22 protein-coding genes are annotated in these 17,621 nt (G+C 63.0%); 16 read left to right on the top strand and 6 right to left on the bottom strand.

Features of this window, described 5'->3' with window-relative positions; translation table 11 throughout:
• Positions 1 to 135 precede the first annotated feature (135 nt).
• From NKJ80_RS23310 to NKJ80_RS23295, 4 genes are all read left to right on the top strand, one after another.
• Complete coding sequence (locus NKJ80_RS23310) at positions 136 to 1,299, top strand: ABC transporter permease (protein WP_023689504.1); 1,164 nt, start codon at positions 136 to 138, stop codon at positions 1,297 to 1,299.
• Positions 1,296 to 2,234: an ABC transporter ATP-binding protein gene (locus NKJ80_RS23305; RefSeq protein ID WP_023689503.1), complete on the top strand. Its 939-nt coding sequence runs from the start codon at positions 1,296 to 1,298 to the stop codon at positions 2,232 to 2,234. The genes NKJ80_RS23310 and NKJ80_RS23305 overlap by 4 nt, the downstream gene beginning before the upstream one ends.
• Positions 2,231 to 2,998 (top strand): ABC transporter permease, encoded by a 768-nt coding sequence (locus tag NKJ80_RS23300; protein ID WP_023689502.1) that lies wholly within the window; start codon positions 2,231 to 2,233, stop codon positions 2,996 to 2,998. The genes NKJ80_RS23305 and NKJ80_RS23300 overlap by 4 nt, the downstream gene beginning before the upstream one ends.
• A gap of 260 nt (positions 2,999 to 3,258) precedes the next feature.
• Positions 3,259 to 5,400 carry a sodium-translocating pyrophosphatase gene (locus NKJ80_RS23295; RefSeq protein WP_023689501.1) on the top strand — a complete coding sequence of 714 codons (2,142 nt, stop codon included), beginning with the start codon at positions 3,259 to 3,261 and terminating at the stop codon, positions 5,398 to 5,400.
• A 77-nt stretch (positions 5,401 to 5,477) separates the two neighbouring features.
• On the opposite strand, the gene NKJ80_RS23290 is transcribed toward NKJ80_RS23295, so the two are convergent.
• Positions 5,478 to 6,476, bottom strand: a complete 999-nt coding sequence (locus NKJ80_RS23290; RefSeq protein WP_352498379.1) for a glycosyltransferase family 2 protein — start codon at positions 6,474 to 6,476, stop codon at positions 5,478 to 5,480.
• Position 6,477: 1 nt separating this feature from the next.
• Positions 6,478 to 7,023, bottom strand: coding sequence for a dTDP-4-dehydrorhamnose 3,5-epimerase family protein (locus NKJ80_RS23285; RefSeq protein WP_245259899.1), 546 nt, complete (start codon positions 7,021 to 7,023; stop codon positions 6,478 to 6,480).
• A gap of 299 nt (positions 7,024 to 7,322) precedes the next feature.
• On the opposite strand from NKJ80_RS23285, the gene NKJ80_RS23280 reads away from it, so the two are divergent.
• Both NKJ80_RS23280 and NKJ80_RS23275 read left to right on the top strand, forming a co-directional pair.
• Positions 7,323 to 7,784, top strand: coding sequence for an anthrone oxygenase family protein (locus NKJ80_RS23280; RefSeq protein WP_352498378.1), 462 nt, complete (start codon positions 7,323 to 7,325; stop codon positions 7,782 to 7,784).
• Positions 7,785 to 7,859: 75 nt separating this feature from the next.
• Positions 7,860 to 8,417, top strand: a complete 558-nt coding sequence (locus tag NKJ80_RS23275) for a hypothetical protein (RefSeq protein ID WP_023682381.1) — start codon at positions 7,860 to 7,862, stop codon at positions 8,415 to 8,417.
• Positions 8,418 to 8,460: 43 nt separating this feature from the next.
• Here the strand turns inward: NKJ80_RS23275 and NKJ80_RS23270 are convergent, their stop codons facing one another.
• Entirely contained in the window at positions 8,461 to 9,375 is a 915-nt protein-coding gene (locus NKJ80_RS23270; protein WP_023700544.1) for a LysR substrate-binding domain-containing protein, read from the bottom strand.
• 209 nt (positions 9,376 to 9,584) lie between these two features.
• Between NKJ80_RS23270 and NKJ80_RS23265 the strand changes: the two genes are divergently transcribed.
• Positions 9,585 to 10,625: a helix-turn-helix domain-containing protein gene (locus NKJ80_RS23265; protein ID WP_352498377.1), complete on the top strand. Its 1,041-nt coding sequence runs from the start codon at positions 9,585 to 9,587 to the stop codon at positions 10,623 to 10,625.
• Positions 10,626 to 10,725: 100 nt separating this feature from the next.
• Here NKJ80_RS23265 and NKJ80_RS23260 read toward each other — a convergent pair whose 3' ends face one another.
• Positions 10,726 to 11,238, bottom strand: coding sequence for an outer membrane protein assembly factor BamE (locus NKJ80_RS23260; RefSeq protein ID WP_023669368.1), 513 nt, complete (start codon positions 11,236 to 11,238; stop codon positions 10,726 to 10,728).
• A gap of 115 nt (positions 11,239 to 11,353) precedes the next feature.
• Between NKJ80_RS23260 and NKJ80_RS23255 the strand changes: the two genes are divergently transcribed.
• The 7 genes from NKJ80_RS23255 (at position 11,354) to NKJ80_RS23225 (ending at position 16,152) form a co-directional block, all read left to right on the top strand.
• Positions 11,354 to 11,896 carry a ubiquinol-cytochrome C chaperone family protein gene (locus NKJ80_RS23255; RefSeq protein WP_023689497.1) on the top strand — a complete coding sequence of 181 codons (543 nt, stop codon included), beginning with the start codon at positions 11,354 to 11,356 and terminating at the stop codon, positions 11,894 to 11,896.
• 15 nt (positions 11,897 to 11,911) lie between these two features.
• Positions 11,912 to 12,460 (top strand): YceD family protein, encoded by a 549-nt coding sequence (locus NKJ80_RS23250; protein ID WP_352498376.1) that lies wholly within the window; start codon positions 11,912 to 11,914, stop codon positions 12,458 to 12,460.
• 147 nt (positions 12,461 to 12,607) lie between these two features.
• Positions 12,608 to 13,678 (top strand): phosphate acyltransferase PlsX, encoded by a 1,071-nt coding sequence (plsX, locus tag NKJ80_RS23245; protein WP_023669372.1) that lies wholly within the window; start codon positions 12,608 to 12,610, stop codon positions 13,676 to 13,678.
• A 9-nt stretch (positions 13,679 to 13,687) separates the two neighbouring features.
• Positions 13,688 to 14,659, top strand: a complete 972-nt coding sequence (locus NKJ80_RS23240; protein WP_023669373.1) for a beta-ketoacyl-ACP synthase III — start codon at positions 13,688 to 13,690, stop codon at positions 14,657 to 14,659.
• 104 nt (positions 14,660 to 14,763) lie between these two features.
• Positions 14,764 to 15,087, top strand: coding sequence for an integration host factor subunit alpha (locus tag NKJ80_RS23235; protein ID WP_006201891.1), 324 nt, complete (start codon positions 14,764 to 14,766; stop codon positions 15,085 to 15,087).
• Between the two features lie 134 nt (positions 15,088 to 15,221).
• Positions 15,222 to 15,764 carry a MerR family transcriptional regulator gene (locus tag NKJ80_RS23230; RefSeq protein WP_352498375.1) on the top strand — a complete coding sequence of 181 codons (543 nt, stop codon included), beginning with the start codon at positions 15,222 to 15,224 and terminating at the stop codon, positions 15,762 to 15,764.
• 85 nt (positions 15,765 to 15,849) lie between these two features.
• Positions 15,850 to 16,152, top strand: coding sequence for a hypothetical protein (locus NKJ80_RS23225; protein WP_023669375.1), 303 nt, complete (start codon positions 15,850 to 15,852; stop codon positions 16,150 to 16,152).
• 73 nt (positions 16,153 to 16,225) lie between these two features.
• On the opposite strand, the gene NKJ80_RS23220 is transcribed toward NKJ80_RS23225, so the two are convergent.
• Complete coding sequence (locus NKJ80_RS23220; RefSeq protein WP_023669376.1) at positions 16,226 to 16,495, bottom strand: hypothetical protein; 270 nt, start codon at positions 16,493 to 16,495, stop codon at positions 16,226 to 16,228.
• A 36-nt stretch (positions 16,496 to 16,531) separates the two neighbouring features.
• Here NKJ80_RS23220 and NKJ80_RS23215 point away from each other — a divergent pair, with 36 nt between their 5' ends.
• Entirely contained in the window at positions 16,532 to 16,720 is a 189-nt protein-coding gene (locus NKJ80_RS23215) for a hypothetical protein (protein WP_352498374.1), read from the top strand.
• A gap of 188 nt (positions 16,721 to 16,908) precedes the next feature.
• Entirely contained in the window at positions 16,909 to 17,112 is a 204-nt protein-coding gene (locus NKJ80_RS23210; RefSeq protein WP_023669377.1) for a hypothetical protein, read from the top strand.
• A gap of 233 nt (positions 17,113 to 17,345) precedes the next feature.
• Here the strand turns inward: NKJ80_RS23210 and NKJ80_RS23205 are convergent, their stop codons facing one another.
• The gene (locus tag NKJ80_RS23205; protein ID WP_084559020.1) at positions 17,346 to 17,552 is read right to left on the bottom strand and encodes a hypothetical protein; all 207 of its coding nucleotides are present in this window, start codon (positions 17,550 to 17,552) and stop codon (positions 17,346 to 17,348) included.
• Positions 17,553 to 17,621 lie beyond the last annotated feature (69 nt).

Here is a 17,621-nt window from a genome sequence, read left to right as displayed (position 1 = left end):
GACGATCCTTCACACCCCCCTCTGGCCTGCCGGCCATCTCCCCCGCAAGGGGGGAGATCGGACTTCGCGTCGGCTTGCACCGATCACCAGCGTAGTCTGCGCAACGTGGAAAATCGCTCCTCATGAGGGGCATCCATGACCCTGCGTTTCGACAAGCTCGGCATGGTTATCGCGGCGATCGTTGCCTATGCGGCGTTTCTGGCTCCGTTCGCCACCTTCCGCGCCAATCGTATCGTTCCCGGTCAGGCGCGCTCGATCCTGGAGGCGCTGCCGGCCACAGTCGGGCCGCTACTGCTGGCGATCGTCGTCGTGGCCGCAATTGTTGCCTTGCTGAAAACCCCGCTTGTCCTGCGCCTGGCCGCAAGCGTCGTGGCGCTCGCCGCCCTTGCCATCCTGATCGGTGTCGCCGGCACCTTCCTGACGCCGGCCGGCAACACCTTCGCCCGCATCTCGCCGGCTTCCGGGTTCTGGCTGTTGATCTTTGCCTTCACATTGTTGCTCGCCGACGTGCTGACCAGGCTCAATCTGTCGCCACCGGCCCGCGTCGGCGTGCTCGTCCTCGCGGCGCTGGCCATCGGCTTGTTGCTGATATCGGGGCAGTGGGACAGCCTGTCGATCCTCAAGGAATATGCAAACCGCGCCGATAGTTTCTGGGCCGAAGGCTCCAAGCACATCACGCTGGCGCTGGGGTCGCTGGCGGCGGCGGTGATCGTCGGCCTGCCGCTCGGCATCCTGTGCCACCGCGTCGAACGGTTGCGGGCCGGCGTGCTCAATGTGCTCAACATCGTCCAGACCATACCCTCGATCGCGCTGTTCGGCCTGCTGATCGCGCCGCTGGGCTGGGTCGCCGCGCATGTTCCGGGTGCCGCAGCGCTCGGTATCAGAGGCATCGGCACCGCGCCCGCCTTCGTGGCTTTGTTCCTCTATTCGCTGCTGCCGGTGGTGGCCAACACCGTGGTCGGGCTTGCCGGCGTACCCCGCGCGGCCAATGATGCAGCGCGCGGCATGGGCATGACCGATGGCCAGCGCCTGTTCGGCGTCGAGTTTCCGTTGGCCTTTCCGGTGATCCTCACCGGCATCCGCATCGTGCTGGTGCAGAACATCGGCCTGGCCACCATCGCCGCACTGATCGGCGGCGGCGGCTTTGGCGTCTTCGTCTTCCAGGGCGTCGGCCAGACCGCAATGGACCTGGTGCTGCTCGGCGCCGTGCCGACGGTGGCGCTGGCCTTCGCCGCGGCCATCATCCTCGACGCAGTAATCGAGATGACCGCCACCAGGCGCAGGGTTGAAACGGCATGATCGAGATCGAAGGCATTACCAAGCGCTATGACGCGACGACCGTGGTCGACGACGTGTCCATGGTCGTCGAGCCGCGTACGGTTTGCGTCATTGTCGGTACCTCCGGTTCCGGCAAGACGACGCTGCTGCGAATGATCAACCGGCTGGTCGAGCCGACCGCCGGCGTCATCAAGCTCGACGGCAACGACAACCGCACGCTGCCCGGCTACGAGCTGCGCCGCAGCATCGGCTACGCTATCCAGGGCCACGGCCTGTTCCCGCACCGCACCGTTGCGCAGAACATCGCCACCGTGCCGGTCCTGCTGGGCTGGGACAAGGACCGCATCAAGGCCCGCGTCGATGAGTTGATGACACTCTACCAGCTCGACCCCGAGGCCTATGGCCCGCGCTACCCGCACGAACTGTCCGGCGGGCAACAGCAGCGTGTCGGCGTCGCCCGCGCGCTCGCCGCCGAGCCCAATGTGCTTCTGATGGACGAACCGTTCGGCGCACTCGACCCGATCATCCGCACCAAGGCGCAGGAGGACCTGCTGGCAATCCAGAAGCGCTTCGGCACCACCATCATCCTCGTTACCCACGACATGGAGGAGGCGGTCCACATGGGCGACAAGATCGCCGTCATGGATGCCGGAAAGCTGGTGCAATACGCCAAGCCGGAAGAGATCCTGGCGCGGCCGGCGAACGCCTTCGTCGAAACCCTGGTCGGCGCCAGCGAAAAGCCGTTCCGGCTCTTGTCGCTCGGCCGCGTGCGCGACGCCGTGGAAAAGGGGACTGCCGAAGGCGAGGCGATCCCAGGCGACGCCAGCCAGCGCGACGCGCTGGCCGAGCTTCTGTGGTCGGGCCGGCCGGCGCTGCCGGTCAAGGGCGAAGACGGCAAGCTGCTCGGCCGCGTCACCGTCGACGGGCTGGTGAAGCGCGCGGCGAGGCCGGCATGAAAGGGGCCGGTCTAAAAGCCTGGCTGCCTTCGCTGCTCAGGCTTGCCCTGGTGGTGCTTCTCATAGCCTTCGTCACCAATCCCGGCTGGTTCGAGCCGCTGTTGAAGCCGCTGACCGAAAACAATGCGCCGGCGATCTACAATCAGGGCAGCCTGCTGACGCTGACCCTGCTGCATCTCAGGACCGTGCTGATCGCTACCGTCGCCGCAACCATCGTTGCCGTGGCGCTTGCCATCCTGGTGACCAGGCCGGCGGGCGCCGAATTCCTGCCGCTGTCGCGCAGTCTGGTGAACATCGGCCAGACCTTTCCGCCGGTGGCGGTGCTGGCGCTGGCGGTGCCCGCCGTCGGTTTCGGCGAGAAGCCGACGCTGATTGCGCTGTTTCTCTACGGCCTGCTGCCGATCTTCGAGAACGTGCTGACCGGCCTCACGACACTGCCCGGCAACATCATGGAGGCCGCGCGCGGCGCCGGCATGACGGGCTGGCAAAGGCTGATCAAGGTCGAATTGCCGCTGAGCGCGCCGATCATTCTGGGCGGCATAAGGCTGTCGGTGGTGATCAGCCTGGCCACGGCGACGATCGGTTCGACGGTTGCCGCCAAGACGCTGGGCGAGGTGATCATCGCCGGCCTGCTGTCCAACAATCTCGCCTTCGTCCTGCAAGGCGGCCTGATCGTCGCGGCGCTGGCGGTGCTGATCTATGACGGACTGTCCGCCATCGAGCGCTACACGGCGCGCAAGATGGGGCAGGAGACTGGCGACTGACCTTCGCTGGACTGCGGGCAAAGCATTGACTGACGCGGCGTCATTTCAATCGATCTAATAGCAGGGCATCGGCAATGGGAATGTTGTGGCCTAAACCTTTTGGCTGAAAGCGGGGCAAAAACCGAACAATATCTTGACGTTCCGAGCCCTGTTTCGCATACACCGCTGCGAAGGACGGATTCCGCCTAGGCTTATCCGCTCCCCGCACCAACGGCCCAGGGAGGGGTTCTTTTGGGCCATCAATCGAGGAAAATTCGGCAATGACCATCATTTCTGCCGTCATCGCCTGCGGCTTGCTTTCAATCCTTTACGCCATCTGGGCGACACGATCGGTTCTTGCAGCCGATCAGGGCAATGCACGCATGCAGGAAATCTCCGCCGCCATCCGCGAAGGCGCGCAGGCCTATCTGGCGCGCCAGTACACCACCATCGCCATCGTCGGCGTGGTGGTGCTCGTGCTCGCCTGGTGGCTGCTTTCGATCACCGCCGCGGTCGGCTTCCTGATCGGCGCCGTGCTTTCGGGCGCCGCCGGTTTCATCGGCATGCACGTCTCGGTGCGCGCCAATGTGCGCACCGCGCAGGCTGCGTCCAACAGCCTCGCCGCCGGTCTCGACATCGCCTTCAAGTCGGGCGCCATCACCGGTATGCTGGTGGCTGGCCTGGCGCTGCTCGGCGTGTCGATTTACTACTATATTCTGACCGGCCCGATGGGCCTGCAGCCCAATGACCGCATCGTCATCGATGCGCTGGTTTCGCTCGGCTTCGGCGCTTCGCTGATCTCGATCTTCGCCCGTCTGGGCGGCGGCATCTTCACCAAGGGCGCCGACGTCGGCGGCGATCTCGTGGGCAAGGTCGAAGCCGGTATTCCCGAAGACGATCCGCGCAACCCGGCCACCATCGCCGACAATGTCGGCGATAATGTCGGTGATTGCGCCGGCATGGCCGCCGACCTCTTCGAGACCTATGCGGTGACCGTCGTTGCCACCATGGTGCTGGCTGCCATCTTCTTCGGCGGAACCGCCGCTCTGGGTGCGGCGATGCTCTATCCGCTCGCGATCTGCGGCGCCTGTATCCTGACCTCGATCGTCGGCACCTTCTTCGTCAAGCTCGGTTCCAACGGCTCGATCATGGGCGCCCTCTACAAAGGCCTGATCGTCACCGGCCTGCTGTCGATCGTCGGTCTCGGTGTCGCTACCTCGGCAACCGTCGGCTGGGGCGAGGTCGGCACCGTCGCCGGCATGACCATCATCGGCAAGAACCTGTTCATCTGCGGCCTGATCGGTCTCGTTGTGACCGGTCTTATCGTGGTGATCACCGAATACTATACCGGCACCAACAAGCGCCCGGTGAACTCCATCGCCCAGGCCTCGGTGACCGGTCACGGCACCAACGTCATCCAGGGACTTGCGGTGTCGCTCGAATCGACCGCACTGCCGGCAATCGTCATCGTCGGCGGCATCATCTCGACCTACCAGCTCGCCGGCCTGTTCGGCACGGCGATCGCGGTCACCACCATGCTCGGCCTTGCCGGCATGATCGTCGCCCTCGACGCCTTCGGCCCGGTCACCGACAATGCCGGCGGCATTGCCGAAATGGCCGGCCTGCCCAAGGAAGTGCGCCACTCCACCGACGCGCTCGACGCGGTCGGCAACACCACCAAGGCGGTGACCAAGGGCTATGCCATCGGTTCGGCCGGCCTCGGCGCGCTGGTGCTGTTTGCGGCCTATTCGAACGATTTGAAGTTCTTTGCCGCCAATGGCGACAAATATCCGTACTTCCAGGGCATGGGCGATGTCTCCTTCGACCTCTCCAATCCCTACGTCGTAGCCGGCCTGATCTTCGGCGGTCTGATCCCGTATCTGTTCGGCGGCATCGCCATGACGGCCGTCGGCCGTGCGGCCGGCGCCATCGTCGAGGAAGTGCGCAAGCAGTTCCGCGAGGATCCGGGCATCATGGCCGGCACCTCCAAGCCAAACTATGCCCGCGCCGTCGACCTTCTGACCAAGGCGGCGATCCGCGAAATGATCATCCCCTCGCTGCTGCCGGTGCTGGCGCCGCTCGTCGTCTATTTCGGCGTGCAGCTGATCTCGGGCTCCAAGGCGTCCGCCTTTGCGGCGCTCGGCGCCTCGTTGCTCGGCGTCATCGTCAACGGCCTGTTCGTCGCCATCTCGATGACTTCGGGCGGCGGCGCCTGGGACAATGCCAAGAAGTCGTTCGAGGACGGTTTTGTCGACAAGGACGGCGTCAAGCACCTCAAGGGGTCCGAAGCGCACAAGGCTTCGGTCACCGGCGACACGGTTGGCGATCCCTACAAGGACACCGCCGGCCCGGCGGTCAACCCGGCAATCAAGATCACCAACATCGTGGCGCTTCTGCTGCTGGCCGTGCTCGCGCACGGCTAAGGCAACGCCACTGCTTCAGGAACAAACCCGCGGGAGCGATCCCGCGGGTTTTTGTTTGAGATTTACGCTGGTGGCAGTCAACCCTCATCCGGCTCGGTCCCGGCATCGCCGCGCTTGCTGTAGCGATCGAGCAATTCGCTCACGCCAGGTTCGCGCTCAGGCATCGGCGCCAGGCCACGCAGGCGCCGCAGCTTGGCAAGGAAGGCGCCACGCTTATACTTGCGGCGGAAGGCGCGGGCGCGGGGATGGATGCCAAGAGCCGCCATCAGCCTGCGCCTGAGATAACTCGATGCCGCCAGGCGAATGGGTTCGCCCGCGCAGCCAAGGATTTTCACGCGCAAGGCGTCTGGCGTCTGCATGGCATCCAGAAGATCCTTCTGTTCCTGCGCATTGTCGCCGAGATAGGAACCCTTGCGTATGCCGGAATGCAACTTGATCACCGTGAGGTGCGGCATCGTCGCGATCACCGCGCCCTTTCGCCATGCCCGAAACAGCCAGTCCTGCGAGCTTTCGCAAAAGCACTGGCTGGCGGGTCGCCAAGGTCCGAGCAGGCTGAACGAAGCGCGGCGAAACATGTGTGCCGAGCCAAATCCTTCCGTCGTGACGGGGTCGTAAAAACCATCCTTGCCGATCCCGAAGATCGAATTGACAGGATTGCCGGCCGCCGACGGCGGCTGGATGACGGCACCGCGCGCCAGCACCACGTCGGCGCCCGAGGCGTCGATCCAGCCGGTCATCGCCGCCAAATGGTCGGGAAACCACAGATCGTCGTGGTTGAGCAAGGCGACGAAGCGGCCACGCGCCCTGGCAAAGCCGATATTGTTGGGACCGGACTGTTCGCCGAAATTGACAGGAAGATCGATGTAGACGATGCGGGCATCGTCAAATTCAGCGACAACGGCCGCCGTATCCGGCCTGCAATCGTCGCCGATGACCAAGGCTTCCCAGCCTTGCAACGTCTGGCGCATGACGCTGGTCAATGCCTGCCGCAGTGCTGCCGGCCGGTTGTGCGTCGCGATCACGATCGAGACCAGCGGTTCGCCGCCGGCCTGATCGCGCTGCGCCGATGCTTCCACGCTACACCAGTCTGTAGGGAATGTGGTCAGTGTCTGGCGGCAGGCGCCAATGGTCGGGCTGATCGTAGGCATAGGCCTTGTCGACGAGGTTGAGCAGCACCGCCGTCTCCGCTCCGAGCGAAACAACACCGTGCCATATTCCGGGTGGAATGATGACGACCGCCGGGCGCAACGGGCCGATAATCTTGTGCCAGACGGCGCCGAAGGTCGGCGAGGCCTTGCGTCCGTCAAACAGCGAAATGCGAACGCTGCCGACGCAGCAGAACAGCCGGTCGGTGGTCACCGCGTGTGCATGCCAGCCAGTCACCGCGCCGGCATACAAGGTCCGTTGGAAGACCTGGCCGACCGGCTCCGAATCGAGCTCCCACTCCTCGCGAAAGATCTCGGTCAGATAGCCGGTGGAGGTTGCGACCGGCCTGATCTCCTTGACCCTCACGCCATCGATCGCCACCGGCTCGATGGGTATCCAGTCAGGCGTGACCACCTGGCCGTCAGCCGTTCCGGTCGCCATCCAGCCTGTCGGTTTTGTCCGGGTTTTTTCCGGCACGGATGCTCCTCCCAATTCAGCGTGATGCGCCATTGGCCAGCACGGTCTGATACGAATTTGACCGGTCGCTGGCAAGTACGCGTCAAGGTTTGCTGATGGGTTTCGATCTCACGGCACTTGATGTTTTGATGCAATCGGAGGGCCGCATTGCCCAAACATCGTTCCGTTCTGCCCAAGCCCGGACCGTTCGCCTGCTTTAATACCCCGGTCATTGGCCAGGACATTGCGATCGACGCGGTGTCGGGCTCGCCTCTGCGGCGATTTTGGCCAGGGAAACGACATTCGGGCAGGGAAAAGACATGGACATTTTCTTGATGGCGGCTTCGCTTGCGCTGGCTGGAATTATTGCCGGCATCTACGTCTCGGGCGTAATCCACGATTTTCGCATCGATGATCTTACCGCCGGCCAGTACATGGCCATGCATCAGATGCGCGACCGGACGTTTACCCGGGTGATGCCGTTCGTCAGGCTGACGACGCTGGTGCTGATCGCGGCGATGGCGATGTTTGCGGTCGATGCCGGCCTGCCGCGCATCCTGACCATCGTCGCCGCGGCGCTGGTGGTGCTCGACATTGGCTTCACCGTCAGCCGTCAGGTGCCGCTCAACAAACAGGTGCAGAGCTGGACGCCGGTGACCATCCCCGATGATTGGGCGCAGACGCGCGACAGCTGGGCGGCCAACCACAATTTGCGCCTTGTGCTTGGACTGGCCGAATACACCTGCCTGTTTGCCGCGGTCATCCTGACGCTCAGCCGGTGATTCAGTTTTTACGGAACGCCGCGGCATGGGTCGGCACTTCTGCCGGCCGCCGCCGTTGAAAACAGGAGTATTGCCATGCTGCATCACGCTTCATTCAACGCCCGCGATCCGCAGGCCGTCGCCAGCGTCCTTGCCGAAATGCTTGTCGCCACCGCGGTTCGTGCGCCGTCGCCGCCATTTCCTGAGGGCGCATGGTTTGTCTGCCTCGGCGACGATTTCGGCTCGCTGATCGAAATCCTGCCGTGCGGCACGGTTCTGGACCAGCAAGCGCCGCTCGGCATCGGCTTCGACCCGAACATGCGCCTGCGCTCCGGCTCGCATGTGCTGCTCAGCACGCCCAATTCGACCGAAACCATCCAGGGCATTGCCGCCCGCATGGGCTGGCATAGCGAGCTGATCGATGCCCGCCTGTTCAAGGTGCTCAAGGTCTGGGTCGAGGACGAAACCCTGGTCGAATTCCTGACGCCCGAGATCGCACCGCTATACCGCGCGACATTCGCCTGGGGCGGCATGGCGACACTCGACGCCAAGCTGCGCGAGCTGGAGAGCCAGATGGCGGCAGCGCTTGCCGCCAAGGCGGCGAACCAGTCGGGCCGCAAGGATGAGCAACTGGCCGATACGATGAGTCCGTGAGCCCCGACGCCTTCCGATGAGAGCTCCTGGACGGCCGCCGAGGTCAACCGGCGCCGGTGTTGTCGCCGGCTTCCGCCTTCAGCCAGTTGATGAACGATCTGGCAGGCTCCCAGGCGGAGATGGACGGGTGGACGACGACGTAGTGGTTCCAGTTCGTCGGTATGTCCGTCGTCAGGAGGCGGACGAGCCTGCCGGTCCGCAAATCGCTCTCGACCAGCGACTTCCTCGCGATAGCGACGCCCAGACCGCTCGCCGCCGCTTCGACCGCCAACAAGGTGCCATTCAGATTCATGCCGTCGCCAACCGTATCCAGCGGCAGATTGTTTCTCTCGAACCAGTGGCGCCAATTGGCGCCGCTCTCGTCATTTTCGGCCGTCGTGTCGAGGATGCGGAACAGTCGCAGCACATCGTGCTGGTCTCTGACCGGGCCGTTGGCGGCGAGATAGTCGGGACTGACGACAGGAAAGATCGCATCTGCCATCAGCCATTCGGTCTCGACGGCCGGATAGTGTCCGCCGCCGAAACGCAATGCGATGTCGACTGTTCGCTGCGAAAGGTCGACGACTGCAAGATCCGCATTGATGTCGATCTCTGTTTCGGGATGCTTTTTGCGAAACCTGTGCAGGCGCGGGGCCAGCCAGCGTACGGCATGCGAAGGAATGGCAGTGACCCTCAGCCTCGTGCGCTCGTTGCGCGCGACACTCGCGACCGTGCTCTGGATTTCCAGCAATGCGCGTCGCACGCCCGCGGACAATCGTTCGCCTTCAAGCGTTAGTTCGACGCGGCGGACATGGCGGGTGAACAGAAGCACGCCGAGATCGGCTTCGAGATCGGCGATGCGGTGGCTGAGCGCGCTTGGCGTAACATTCAGCTCATCGCCGGCGCGCTTGAAGCTGCCCAGCCGGGCAATGACCTCGAAAGCCCGAATGGATTCCAGTTGTGGAAGCCGTCTTGTCATCTGCCGTTACCCTATCCTGCCCCTGGGTTTCTTAGCATGAATGAACTAAGCTCATCCATAGCTTCGTAAATAGTCTTTTGTCCAAGTGCGCAAATCATTGTAGCCATCCACTGCCCCCCGATTGCCGCCGTCGGAATGAGAGGCCGTTCATGGAACGAGCCTCGACTACGAACGACAGTGAAATGAAGACAATCGCTTGGGAGTACCCCATGACTATTCGACCCCCCGAGTTTGCGCATGCGCGCTTTTCGACCGCCATGTGGCCGCGAGCGGAATGGCGAAACGTCTATTGCGACCTGTTGCGCCGGATGGTGACCGACATGGATTTTAACGTCACGGAGGAAAAGCTCTCCGTCGACGCGACCATCCTGCGGCTGCCGGGCGTCGGCATTGCCGATTCGAGGACCACCGCCTTCCGCACCATCCGTTCCCGCGCCATGGCCAAGGGGACCGATGATTACATTTTCTTCATGTGTCTGGAGGGCGCTGCCACCTTCTCGCATCTCGGCCGCGAGGCCAGCATCGAGGCCGGCCAGGCAATCCTTCTGTCCTCCTCTGATCCGCATGTGATCGAGCGGGCGATGTCGCATCATCTCTTCATCACCATCCCCAAGGCAGCGCTCGGGCCCATGGCTGCGAATGCGGATGCCGCCCTGATGACGCCGATGTCATGCGTGGGCGAAAAGTTCTTGCTGCTGACCAGCTATGTCCGTCTGCTGATGCAGGAGCCGAACCTGGCCGCGTCCGAATTGCGCTGGCTTGCCGCCAAGCACATACAGGACCTTATCGCGGTCGTGGTCGGGGCAACGCAGGACGCCACCGAGGTCGCCGCAGGCCGCGGCATACGCGCCGCGCGGCTGCGCGCCATCAAAGCCGATATCGAAAGCAATCTGGCTTCCGGCGATGTCGGGTCCGACGCGCTGGCCGGGCGCCACCGCGTCAGCGCGCGCTATATCAGAAAGCTGTTCGAGGGTGAGGGTACCTCGCTGTCGCAGTTCGTGCTTGGCCGGCGGCTGGCGCTGGTTTGCAGCAAGCTATCCGACCTGCGCCTGGCACACCGCACCATCGGCGCCATCGCCTTCGACGCCGGCTTCGGCGATCTCTCGACCTTCAACCACGCCTTCCGCCGGCATTTTGGCATGACGCCTTCGGAAGCGCGGCAGAGTGCGGCTGTGCACCGCGCCTCGCTGGAGCCCGGCGGCCGAACAGGCCACGCGCGGCAAAGCGCGACGGGTGTTGCGGCCGCATGACCTCAAAACAAAAGCCCGCAGGATCGCTCCCGCGGGCTTTTGGTCGCCTGAGATGGTGTCGCTTCGGGGGAAGCAAAAATCTAAGGAAGGCGGTCGCTTCTTAGGCGCCGCCGCCAGGAATGGGGGGCGCCAGTTTGCTGGCGCCTTTGATGATCTGGCTGAGGAAGTTCTGGTCCTTGCCGCCGGTCGGCGTGGTGCGCGAGATGAAGTCGAAAATCTTGCCGTCCTTCAGACCGTAATTGGCAATCTGGGTGACGCGCCCGTCCTCGCCAAAATAGACCGCGAGCACTTTCTGGTCGACCAGGCGCGGCTTGTCGAAAGCGACATAGCGCTTGCGCGTCTGCGAAATGTAATAGAACGCCTCATTGTCGAAGGTGGCTTTCGTCGATGGCGTGCCGAGCGCCAGAAGCACCTGTTCGCGGCTGGAGCCCACCGGCACCGAATCGACCGCCTGCTGGTCGATAACATAGCCCTGCGTCAGCGTCTCGCTAGGGTTAAGGTCGCCGAACATCTTGGACGAATTGCAGCCCGACAGCGCGGAAGCCACCAGCACCAGCGAAACCGCGGCGGTGGCCCCAGGCAGAAAAGTCGACTTGAATTTCAGCGCGCGCAACAACAACTCCATTAGCTGGCCGCAACTTGCGCTGGGCGGCAAAACCGGTAAACCAGCTTGCTTGCCGATGCAACAAGGCCCATTCAAACAATCGGTCCCCAGGAGACCACCCTCAATGTTCCAGCGCCTTTTTGGCCGCGAACGCAACGCCAACCGCGCTATCACCGAGGCGCTTTACGCACAAATCGTGGCGGCGGCGCGGCAGACCGTGTTTTATTCCCACTGGAATGTGCCGGATACGCCGCTCGGCCGTTTCGAGATGTTGTCGCTGCACATGTTCCTGTTTCAGCACCGGCTGCGCGGCGAAGAGGGCGTCGCGCAAGAGGTCGCGCAGGTGCTGATCGACGAGTTCTTTCTCGATGTCGAGCATTCGCTGCGGGAACTGGGCGTTGGCGATGTCGGCGTGCCCAAGCGCATGAAGAGGCTGGCCAAAATGTTCTACGGCCGTACCGCCGCCTATGACGACGCGCTGGGACGCAGCGACCGCGACGCGCTTGCTGCCGCCCTGGCGCGCAATGTCAGACCCGATGCCGGCGCCTGGCCGCAAGCCTTGCCGCTGGCGTCCTATGTAATCGATGCCGCCAGGCAGCTTGAAGCACAGCCGTCCGAATCGATCGTTTCCGGTGCCGTGGCGTTTCCCGTCGCGAAAGCGGAGTGAGGAGGGGAGACCAAGATGAAACATGTGGACACGCCTAGCCTGGTCTCATTCGCGGCCAATGTCGGCCGCCTGCCGCACAAAGGTTTGCAGGTGGTGATCGACGCCGACGCCGCGCAGCGCGCAATGATTGCGCGCGAGCACGAGCTGCTTTCTGTCGAAAACTACCGTGCTGAGCTTTTGGTGGCGCCGTGGAAGCGCAATGGCGTCAAGGTCAGCGGCCGCGTCGAGGCTGATATCACCCAGGCCTGCATCGTCACCCTTGAGCCGGTCGCGGCCCATATCGACGAAGAGGTCGAGGCGCTGTTCCTGCCCGAACAATCCAAACTCGGACGGCAAGGTTTCGAAGGCGGCGGCGAGATCCTGCTCGACGCCGACGGGCCAGACGGCCCGGAAACATTCTCCGGCGACACGATCGACGTCGGCGCGCTCGCCGAACAGTTCTTCGGGCTGGCGATCGATCCTTATCCGCGCAAGGCAGGCGCCTCGCTCGATGCCGCCGGCCCGAACGAGTCCGTCGAGAATGAATTCCAGCAAAAGCTGCGATCCTTGCTTGGAAAATCCTAAAACACAAAGCGATCGGAGAAAAGCCGGTTGTGCGGCAGCCCAAAACCGCTATTTTCGCCGAACCTTCGCGAGCCCCCGAATTTCGCGAGTTTAGTATTTCTTTCGCGGGCCATGTGCCCTGGCCCAAGCTAGTGAGATAAAGACCGCGTGATCAGGATTTCCATCGATGCCATGGGTGGCGATCACGGGCCAAACGTGGTCATCCCGGCACTCATGACGGTCGCCGTCAGGCGTCCCGACATCCGCTTCGTCATCTATGGGCGCGAGGAATTGGTGCGCCCCGAACTCGCCAAATTCCCCAAACTGGCCGAGGTCAGCGAGTTCCACCATTGCGAAGTCGCGGTCAGGATGGACGACAAGCCGAGCCAGGCGCTGCGCCACGGCCGCTGGAAGTCGTCGATGTGGAAGGCTGTCGAAGCAGTCAAGAGTGGCAGCGCGCAGGCCTGCATTTCGGCCGGCAATACCGGCGCGCTGATGGCGATGTCGAAATTCTGCCTGCGCACGATGGCGACCATCGACCGTCCGGCGATCGCGGCGATCTGGCCCACGATGCGCGGCGAGAGCGTGGTGCTGGATGTCGGCGCCACCATCGGCGCCGATGCGCACCAGCTGATCGACTTTGCCATTCTCGGCACCGGCATGGCGCGCTCGGTGTTCGGCATCGACCGGCCGAAAGTCGGCCTGCTCAATGTCGGCGTCGAGGAGATCAAGGGACAGGAAGAGGTCAAGGAAGCCGGGCGCATGCTGCGCGAGGCCAACATGGCCTCGATGAATTATCACGGCTTCGTCGAGGGTGACGACATCGGCAAGGGCACGGTCGACGTGGTCGTCACCGAGGGCTTCGCCGGCAACATCGCGCTCAAGACGGCAGAAGGCACTGTGCGCCAGATCTCAGGCTATCTGCGCGCCGCGATGAACCGCACGCTGATGGCTAGGATCGGCTATGTCTTCGCCAAGGGCGCTTTTGACCGCCTGCGCGAAAAGCTCGATCCGGGCCGCTCCAATGGCGGTGTTTTCCTGGGTCTGAACGGCATCGTGGTAAAGAGCCATGGCGGCGCCGATTCGGACGGTTTCGCGGCGGCCATCGAGCTTGGCTACGACATGGTGCGCAACAATCTGATCGACCGCATCGAGGCCGATCTCGACCTGTTCCATGCGCGCAACCCGCATGCCCAGGCAAACAGGAAATCCGACGCCACCGTCGACGAAAAGGAATAGGAAAGAGCTTTGATCAGATCAGTCGTGCGCGGCACCGGTGCTGCGCTGCCCCGCCGCATCATGAAGAATGCCGATTTCGAAGGCATGGTCGAGACCTCGGACGAGTGGATCGCCCAGCGCACCGGCATCCGCCAGCGTCATATCTCCGCCGATGACGAGACGACGGCGTCGCTGGGCGAGGCGGCGGCGCGCGCAGCGCTCGACAATGCTGGTCTTACGCCTGCCGACATCGACCTGATCGTGCTGGCGACCTCGACACCCAACAACACCTTTCCGGCGACCGCCGTCGAGATCCAGAACCGGCTCGGCATGCATCACGGCTTTGCCTTCGACCTGCAGGCGGTGTGCTCGGGCTTCGTCTATGCGGTGACCACCGCCGACCTCTACATCAGAGGCGGCCTCGCCAAGCGCGTGCTGGTGATCGGCGCGGAGACCTTTTCGCGCATCCTCGACTGGAGCGACCGCTCGACCTGCGTGTTGTTCGGCGACGGCGCCGGCGCGCTGGTGCTGGAAGCGGATGAGGGCACCGGCGGCATTGCCGACCGTGGCGTGCTGGCGATGAGCCTGCGCTCCGACGGCGCCCACAAGGACAAGCTTTTCGTCGATGGCGGTCCCTCGACCACCGGCACGGTCGGCCATCTCAGGATGGAAGGCCGCGAGGTGTTCAAGCACGCCGTCGGCATGATCACCGACGTTATCGAGGCGACGTTTTCGCAGGCCGGCATAACCGCCGACGACCTCGACTGGTTCGTGCCGCATCAGGCCAATAAACGCATTATTGACGCTTCGGCCAAGAAGCTCGGGATTGCTGAGCAAAAGGTGGTGGTCACCGTCGATTTGCACGGTAACACCTCGGCTGCTTCCGTGCCGCTGGCGCTTTCGGTGGCTGTCGCCGACGGTCGCATCAAGAAGGGTGATCTCGTGCTCCTGGAAGCGATGGGCGGCGGCTTCACCTGGGGCGCGGTTCTCGTTCGCTGGTAAGTGCCGAACGGTCCGGTTTCGGTCCTTGACCTTGCCGGATCAATTACTTAGGCTCTGCCTTTACCTGTATCGATTTATGTTTTTTGAACTGATGGGACGGTCGCATGGGGGGAAAGACACTTACGCGCGCCGACCTTGCCGAAGCTGTTTACCGTAAGGTCGGCTTGTCACGCACTGAATCGGCAGAACTCGTCGAGGCGGTGCTGGACGAAATCTGCGAAGCCATCGTACGCGGCGAGACGGTGAAGCTGTCGTCCTTCGCCACCTTCCACGTCCGTTCCAAGAACGAACGCATCGGCCGCAATCCCAAGACCGGCGAGGAAGTGCCGATCCTGCCGCGCCGGGTGATGACCTTCAAGTCGTCGAACGTGCTGAAAAGCCGTATCCTGCGCTCGCACCAGAACAGCAAGGCCAAGGGCGGCAAATAGGTTCTGCCGCAGGCTTCGGTTGAAAACGCCGGGCCGTTTTGACGCCGGGCTTGAATATTGTTTCATAAACCGCTGAAATGATACCCGATTCGGCAGACTGGGCCGGATCGCCGTCCAGCGTGAGGATTTCGCCCATGGACAAGAGCCCCGACGCTTTCCGCACCATCAGCGAGGTCGCGGAGGATCTCGATCTGCCGCAGCACGTGCTGCGCTTCTGGGAAACCCGTTTCAACCAGATCAAGCCGATGAAGCGCGGCGGCGGCCGCCGCTACTACCGGCCACAGGATGTCGAACTGATCAAGGGCATCCGCCACATGCTCTACGACCAGGGTTACACGATCAAGGGCGTGCAGAAACTGCTGCGCGAGAACGGCAACCATTTCCTGGTCGCCATCGGCAATGGCGACATGGCTGCCGTCGAAGCGATCTCGCAGCGCAGGCAGGCCGATCAGGTGCCGCTGACGCCAGCCGCCCAGCCGCGCGGCATGGATGACGAGATGCTGGTCGGTCAGCCCAAGGTAAAACCCAGCCGCCGCTTTTTCGGCCTGGGCAAGAACGAGGAGGAAGGTCCGGTCCAGCCCGGCGCATCGAAACTGTCGCGCGACAACCGGGCCTTGCTGCAGGAGGCGCTGTTTGACCTCCTGGAGTGCAAGCGCCTGCTCGACCAGGTGCGCTAACCTTTCCGCTGCCCTCGGGCAAGCAGACCGGAACCGGTTCTGCGGCCATGCGTTTGGCCTTCTCTCAAAAGAAGGAAAAACAATCATGGTATCGCTTTCGACCCTCTCCGATCTCGATCTCGAAAAGCAGGTCGCGACCCTTTCCAAAGAGCTCGCCGCGTTGCGCAAAGTCGTGGCCAAACGCGGCGGTGCTTACTACGAGGACGGGCGCGATGCCGCTTCGGACTATTATGGGCAGCTTGCCGACCTTGTCAGCGATGCGCTGCCGGCGATCAGGAAGCAGGGCAGGGCGATCGAAAAGACGGCGCGCGATCGTCCGGCAACAGCCGCTGCTGTTGGGTTGGTCGTGGTCGGCCTTCTCGCCAGCCTGTTGCTCAGCCGGCGCTAAAACAATTCACGAAAACAAAAAGAAAATGGCGGCCGTCCCGCGGACGACCGCCATTTCCCTGATCTGCGGCCGATTACTTGGCGAGCTTGATCTTGGCCTGCGGCGAAACCTGCGCGGTCTGGCTGCACTTGCCATAGACAGTGCCATTCTTGTCCGTGGCGTCGGTATAGGTGCCTTTGCACTCGATCGAGAGCACCAGGCAATGACCGGAGCCCTTGCAAACCGCGCCGCCGTCGCCCGTGGGATGCGTGCCGTTGGCGAAAGCCGAGGTCGGAACGGAAGCCGAACCGAAGGCCGAGACGATGAGGGCCGCGGCGAGCGTGATGCGCTTGAAGTTGGTCATTTGAGCATTTCCTTCTCTGGATCGAGGATCGCCACCATGGCGTCCTTCTATGTTGGGATCGCCTTCTCGGCGTCCATGCCGGTTAGTGCGGCCTCCAAAGCAAAGGTTCATGCGTGGTTCGAATTTTCTTCGCGTTTTTTCGCGACGTCGATTTTTAGCCTTCGCCAACGGACGGCGCTTGACGGGGCCGGCATCGATCATGCATTTTCGCGTGAAGGCCGCTGACGTAGCGGCGCGGCATCCCATGCGAAGGTCACACCGTGGCGTGCCCAAATGGCCGGCCAAGACCGAGTCCGCGCCCGGCTCTTGTCAGGTGGCGGCAGCAGTCATTGCCGCCACTTGGCACCGCGCTTTCTGCCACTCCCGGCTGCGACTATAACGCCAGTCCAAAGGTACCGGCGGAGGAGACGGGCGTGGTCGCAAATTACATCGACGAGTTCATCATGTTCTGCGCTGGGCTGTGGATGACAGGCGTTGGTTTTGGGCTGCTCCAAAGTCCTTTTCAGGCCCAGAAAGGTCAGCAGCCATGGTGGCTGCAGGTCGCGAAGCATTTCAAATGGATGGGACCGCTTTTGATTTTGATCGCAATAGTGCTCGCGTTCGCGGCGCCGTCCTAGCGGGTCCGACAGCATTGAGAGACCCGTGGTGTCCTGCAACTGGCAACCGCTGTGTTGTCGGCCTTGCGCCTGATACGTTGGTTGGGGTGCGCTGTGGTTGCTCGCGTTCTGGCGCATCGGCGCCATCGAATCCTGCCTTCAGCTTTTCCACATGTCGCCTGGCAAAAACCAACGGGAAGGCGGCCTTGGCGAGGACTCCAGGGCCAGCCTTCCCGTTGGGCAAGTCGGCCGTGTCAGGCCTTCTTGGCCTCCACCTTCTTGTGGTGGTGGTGGTGGTGGTGATGGTGATGGTGATGGCGGTGATGCTTGTTGTGATGATGATGATGGTGGTGATGCTTCTTGTGCAGCGGTGCTGCGTCGGCGCTGCTGGCGCCGATGAGCGGCAGAGAGACAGCCAGGGCAAAAGCCAGCCCGAGAGCCGACAGGAGGGACTTCTTCATGACTTCGTTTCCTTTTCTGCGCGGGCTGAATTTGGCCGTCACCGAGCAAGATCGGTGCCGGTGAACCCC

The organism is Mesorhizobium sp. M0030, assembly GCF_040323695.1.
Lineage (GTDB): Bacteria > Pseudomonadota > Alphaproteobacteria > Rhizobiales > Rhizobiaceae > Mesorhizobium.
This window is presented reverse-complemented; position numbering and strand designations above follow the sequence as displayed.

Coding starts and splice junctions, on each gene's coding strand:
- NKJ80_RS23310 (WP_023689504.1), top strand. CDS start 136: ATGACCCTGCGTTTCGACAAGCTCGGCATGGTTATCGCGGCGATCGTT.
- NKJ80_RS23305 (WP_023689503.1), top strand. CDS start 1,296: ATGATCGAGATCGAAGGCATTACCAAGCGCTATGACGCGACGACCGTG.
- NKJ80_RS23300 (WP_023689502.1), top strand. CDS start 2,231: ATGAAAGGGGCCGGTCTAAAAGCCTGGCTGCCTTCGCTGCTCAGGCTT.
- NKJ80_RS23295 (WP_023689501.1), top strand. CDS start 3,259: ATGACCATCATTTCTGCCGTCATCGCCTGCGGCTTGCTTTCAATCCTT.
- NKJ80_RS23280 (WP_352498378.1), top strand. CDS start 7,323: ATGGACATTTTCTTGATGGCGGCTTCGCTTGCGCTGGCTGGAATTATT.
- NKJ80_RS23275 (WP_023682381.1), top strand. CDS start 7,860: ATGCTGCATCACGCTTCATTCAACGCCCGCGATCCGCAGGCCGTCGCC.
- NKJ80_RS23270 (WP_023700544.1), bottom strand. CDS start 9,375: ATGACAAGACGGCTTCCACAACTGGAATCCATTCGGGCTTTCGAGGTC.
- NKJ80_RS23265 (WP_352498377.1), top strand. CDS start 9,585: ATGACTATTCGACCCCCCGAGTTTGCGCATGCGCGCTTTTCGACCGCC.
- NKJ80_RS23255 (WP_023689497.1), top strand. CDS start 11,354: ATGTTCCAGCGCCTTTTTGGCCGCGAACGCAACGCCAACCGCGCTATC.
- NKJ80_RS23250 (WP_352498376.1), top strand. CDS start 11,912: ATGAAACATGTGGACACGCCTAGCCTGGTCTCATTCGCGGCCAATGTC.
- NKJ80_RS23235 (WP_006201891.1), top strand. CDS start 14,764: ATGGGGGGAAAGACACTTACGCGCGCCGACCTTGCCGAAGCTGTTTAC.
- NKJ80_RS23230 (WP_352498375.1), top strand. CDS start 15,222: ATGGACAAGAGCCCCGACGCTTTCCGCACCATCAGCGAGGTCGCGGAG.
- NKJ80_RS23225 (WP_023669375.1), top strand. CDS start 15,850: ATGGTATCGCTTTCGACCCTCTCCGATCTCGATCTCGAAAAGCAGGTC.
- NKJ80_RS23220 (WP_023669376.1), bottom strand. CDS start 16,495: ATGACCAACTTCAAGCGCATCACGCTCGCCGCGGCCCTCATCGTCTCG.
- NKJ80_RS23215 (WP_352498374.1), top strand. CDS start 16,532: ATGGCGTCCTTCTATGTTGGGATCGCCTTCTCGGCGTCCATGCCGGTT.
- NKJ80_RS23205 (WP_084559020.1), bottom strand. CDS start 17,552: ATGAAGAAGTCCCTCCTGTCGGCTCTCGGGCTGGCTTTTGCCCTGGCT.